The sequence below is a fragment of the Actinotalea sp. genome, from assembly GCF_035443605.1.
GTDB lineage: Bacteria > Actinomycetota > Actinomycetes > Actinomycetales > Cellulomonadaceae > Actinotalea.
Genome location: NZ_DAORSQ010000157.1, coordinates 1 through 4,018 on the forward strand (window position 1 = coordinate 1; position 4,018 = coordinate 4,018).

Consider the following 4,018-nt stretch of genomic DNA (forward strand, 5'->3'; position numbering starts at 1 on the left):
GCGATGTGGGCCCGGTTCGTCGTCGTGCCCGGTCTGACCGACCAGTGGCAGAACGTCGAGGCCGCGGCGGACTACCTCGCGACGCTGGGCTCGCTCGAGCGCGTGGACGTCGTCCCGTTCGACCAGCGGGGCCGCGCCACGTGGCACACGCTCGGGCGGGAGTACCGCCTCGAGATGACCGAGCCGCCCGACGAGGAGCTCCTCGAGCGTGTGCGCGGGCAGTTCCGCACGCGCGCGCTGCAGGTCACCTGACCTCACGTCGCCCGGGCGCTCCGCCCATCAGGCGGTCGGCACGTCCGCCCGCCCCTCGGGCAGCAGCCGGTGGCCGAGCACCCGCTCCGACCAGCCCTCGCGGTCCAGGTACGGGCAGATCCCGCCCAGGTGCAACGGCCAGCCCGCGCCGAGCACCAGGCACACGTCCACCTGCTCCGCCGAGGTGACGGCTCCGTCCGCGAGCATGCGGCCGATCTCCTCGGCCAGACCCGCGAGCACAGCTGCCCGCACCCCCGCCTCGTCCAGCGCCCATGGGCCGCCCGGCGCCCCGAACGCCTCCTGGACCCGCGGGTCGACGTCGTGCTCCCGCCCGGTCCCTGCGGCCGGCACCACGCGGCCGCCGCGCGCGGCAAGCAGCTCGAGACCGGGGGAGCGCGGGTAGCGCTCGCCCAGATCCGTCCGCAGGGCCTCGAGCACGTGCAGCGCGACGGGCAGGCCGACCAGCTGGAGCAGGGCGAACGGCCCCATCGGCAGCCCCAGCGGCCGCAGTGCCGCGTCGGCGACCCGCACGTCGGTGCCGCGCTCGACCGTCGCAAGGACCTCACCGAGCAGTCGGAGCAGCAGCCGGTTGACGACGAACCCCGGCCGGTCGCCCACCGTGACCGGCGACTTGCCGAGCGCGACGGCCACGGCGACGGCGGTGGCGACCGCAGCCTCGGTCGAGGCAGCGGCGCGCACCACCTCGACGAGCGGCATCTGCGCCACCGGGTTGAAGACGTGCAGCCCCACGACGCGCTCGGGGTGGCGCAGTCCGGTCGCCATCGCCGTCACCGACAGCGCCGAGGTGTTGGTGGCCAGCACGGCGTCCGGCGCAACGACGTCCTCGAGCTCCGCGAACACGCGACGCTTGAGCTCCAGCACCTCGGAGACGGCCTCGATGACGAGGTCCGCGTCCGCCAGCGCGCGCAGATCGGTGCCCACCGAGACGGCGGCGAGCAGCCGGGACGCGTGGTCGTCCGAGACCCGGCCGCTGGACCGCAGCCGCTCGACGAGCTCGGCGACCCTCGCCCGCCCGGCCGCGGCGCGCTCGTCGTCGACCTCGCGCATCCGCACCGGGACGTCCAGGCGCAGCGCAGCGAGCACGGCGATCTGCGCGGCCATGAGGCCGGCCCCGACGACGCCGAGCACCCGGACGGGCCGTGCGAGGTCGGCCCGGAGGGTCGGGCGCCGGGCCGCCCGGGTGAGGTCGAACGCGTACAGGCCCGCGCGCAGCTGCGGGCTGAGCAGCAGGTCGGTCAGCGCGTCGTCCTCCGCGGCGAAGGCCGCGTCACGATCGGGCGGGGACGCGGCGAGCAGCTCCAGGGCCCGGTACGGCGCGGGAGCGGCACCGTGCAGGCGCCGGTCGAGGCGGGCCGCCGCCCGGTCGAGCGCGGCGCGCCGCGCATCGGGGGCCTCGGGGCCGCGCCGGGGCACCTGCACCCGGCCGGTCAGGACGTCGGCGAACCACGCGAGCGCGGCCGGGACGAGGTCGTGCGGATCGAGCACCACGTCGACGAGCCCCAGGGCGAGCGCCTCGCCCGCACCCGTCATCCGGTTGCCCGCGAGCGGCCGCTCCAGGACCATCTCGACCGCACCGGCCGTGCCGAGCAGCCCGGGCAGCAGCGTGCAGCCGCCCCACCCAGGCACCAGGCCGAGCATCACCTCCGGCAGCGCCAGCGCGGTGACGTCGGCGCCCACGGCGCGGCAGGTGCAGTGCAGGGTCAGCTCGAGCCCGCCGCCCAGCGCGGCGCCGTTGACGATCGCCAGCGTGGGCACGCCGATCTCGGCGAGCAGGCGGTAGGTGGCGTGACCGAGCTCGCCGATCGCCCGGGCCTCGGCCCGCGTCCGGACGCGGGCGACCTCGTGCAGGTCGGCGCCGGCGACGAGGTAGCCGCCCGTCCCGGTGATCGCCAGCGCCACGATCTGCCCGGCCGCGGCCCGGCGCCGCTGACCGAGCAGCACGTCGCGCAGCTCGGTGAGCCCGCCGGTTCCCAGGGTGGGCGGCCGGGAGGGGTCGTCCGCGGCCAGGGTCACGAGGGCGAGCGTGCCCAGGCCCGGGAGGTCGACGTCCCGCATGGAGGCATGCGTCACGTGCTCGGAACGGTCCGGTGCGGCGGGCATGGGGCTCCAGGGGGACGTCGGCGTCCTCAGTCGAGGCTAGCAAGCACCTGCCCGACGGGCCCGCCGACCACCTCGACCTGCCACGGTCGCGCCCCGCCCGCGGCGAGCGACTGCGCCACCGACTCGGGGGTGAGCGGCCGCGGCGGCGTCCAGCACAGCCGGCGCAGCAGGTCCGGCTGCAGGAGGTTCTCGGCCGGCACGGCGTGCAGCTCGGTGAGCGAGGCCACCACCTCGCGGGCCGCGGCGAGCCGTGCGGCGGCAGCGGGGTCGCGGTCGGCCCACGCGCGCACGGGTGGCGGGCCGTCGCCCCCGGGGCCGCGCGAGCGCGGCAGGTCGGCGTCCGGCAGGGCCATCGCGGCGTCGATCGCGGCGAACCACTGGTCGGCGCGCCGCTTGGTGCCGCGCCCCGAGAACGGTCGCAGGGCCGTCAGAGCGTCCAGGGTGCGCGGCAGCTCGGTCGCAGCGGCGACGATGGCCGTGTCCGGCAGCACCCGGCCGGGGGAGATGTCGCGACGTCGGGCGTCGGCGTCGCGCGTCTCCCACAGCGAGCGGACGACGGCGAGGCGCCGGGGCTCGCGGATCGCGTGCAGGCCGGAGGTGCGGCGCCACGGCTCGACGCGGGGCGGGGGCGGCGGCGCCGTGCGGACGGCCTCGAACTCCTGGGCGGCCCACTCGTGCTTGCCGCTCGCGTGCAGCCGCTCGCCCAGCAGCCCGCGCAGCTCGACGAGCACCTCGACGTCCAGCGCGGCGTAGAGCAGCCAGTCCGCCGGCAGGGGGCGCGTGGACCAGTCGACGGCCGAGTGCTCCTTGGCCAGCCCCAGACCCAGGATCTCGGCGACCACGGCGGCCAGGCCCACGCGGGGCATCCCGAGCAGCCGCGCAGCCAGCTCTGTGTCGAAGACGACGTCCGGGCGCAGCCCCTGCTCGGCGAGCCCTGGGAGGTCCTGGGACGCGGCGTGCAGCACCCACTCGACCCCGCGCAGGGCCTCGGACAGCCCCGACAGGTCAGGGACGGAGATGGGGTCGATGAGGGCCGTCCCCGCACCGGCGCGGCGGAGCTGGACGAGGTAGGTGCGCTGGCCGTAGCGGTAGCCCGAGGCGCGCTCGGCGTCGACCGCGACCGGACCCGTGCCGGCGGCGAAGGCCGCGATGGTCTCCTCGAGAGCCTCGGGTGTCGTGACGACGGGCGGCACGCCGTCCGCGGGGACCGTCAGGGGGATGACGGGCGCCGGGGCTGCGCCGTCCTCGTCGGGCGGCGGGGCGTCCGGGGCATGCGGCATACCTGACACGGTAGGGGGTCGCGGGTCCCCGGTGCGTCAGGCAGGCTGGCGCCGGGCCGTCCGGCTCAGGTCAGCAGCTCGTGGCGGATCGCGTAGGCGACCATCTCGGCCCGGTCACCCGTGCCGACCTTGCGTGAGATCCGGGCGAGGTGGCTCTTGACGGTCAGGGCGGACAGCTCGAGGCGCTCGCCGATCTGTCGGTTGGACTGGCCGTCCGCGACCAGCGCCAGGACCCCGAGCTCCCGTGCGGTGAGCTCCGGTCCCTGCCGTGGGACGGCGGTGGCCCGGCCGGCGATCCGCACGGCGGTGGGGGTCTCGGCCGCGACGGCTCCCCGCACCCCGCCGCCGAGGAGCACGACGAGCTC

General features: G+C 77.1%; 3 protein-coding genes and 1 pseudogene. 1 reads left to right on the top strand and 3 read right to left on the bottom strand.

Going from position 1 to position 4,018, the window contains the following annotated elements; genetic code table 11:
• Positions 1–252: pseudogene (locus tag PKY62_RS12370) on the top strand (pyruvate formate-lyase-activating protein); the annotation flags it as partial.
• A gap of 27 nt (positions 253–279) precedes the next feature.
• Here PKY62_RS12370 and PKY62_RS12375 read toward each other — a convergent pair.
• The 3 genes from PKY62_RS12375 to PKY62_RS12385 all read right to left on the bottom strand — a co-directional run.
• Positions 280–2,328 (bottom strand): 3-hydroxyacyl-CoA dehydrogenase NAD-binding domain-containing protein, encoded by a 2,049-nt coding sequence (locus tag PKY62_RS12375; protein ID WP_324537401.1) that lies wholly within the window; start codon positions 2,326–2,328, stop codon positions 280–282.
• A 71-nt stretch (positions 2,329–2,399) separates the two neighbouring features.
• A complete protein-coding gene (locus PKY62_RS12380; protein ID WP_324537403.1) occupies positions 2,400–3,653 on the bottom strand; it encodes an HRDC domain-containing protein in 1,254 nt (417 codons plus the stop codon).
• A gap of 65 nt (positions 3,654–3,718) precedes the next feature.
• The coding region (locus tag PKY62_RS12385) for a LuxR C-terminal-related transcriptional regulator (protein ID WP_324537405.1) at positions 3,719–4,018 on the bottom strand (300 nt) is incomplete at its 5' end.

Excerpts from the sequence above, each read along its gene's own strand:
- PKY62_RS12375 (WP_324537401.1), bottom strand. The coding sequence starts at position 2,328 with ATGCGGGACGTCGACCTCCCGGGCCTGGGCACGCTCGCCCTCGTGACC.
- PKY62_RS12380 (WP_324537403.1), bottom strand. The coding sequence starts at position 3,653 with ATGCCGCATGCCCCGGACGCCCCGCCGCCCGACGAGGACGGCGCAGCC.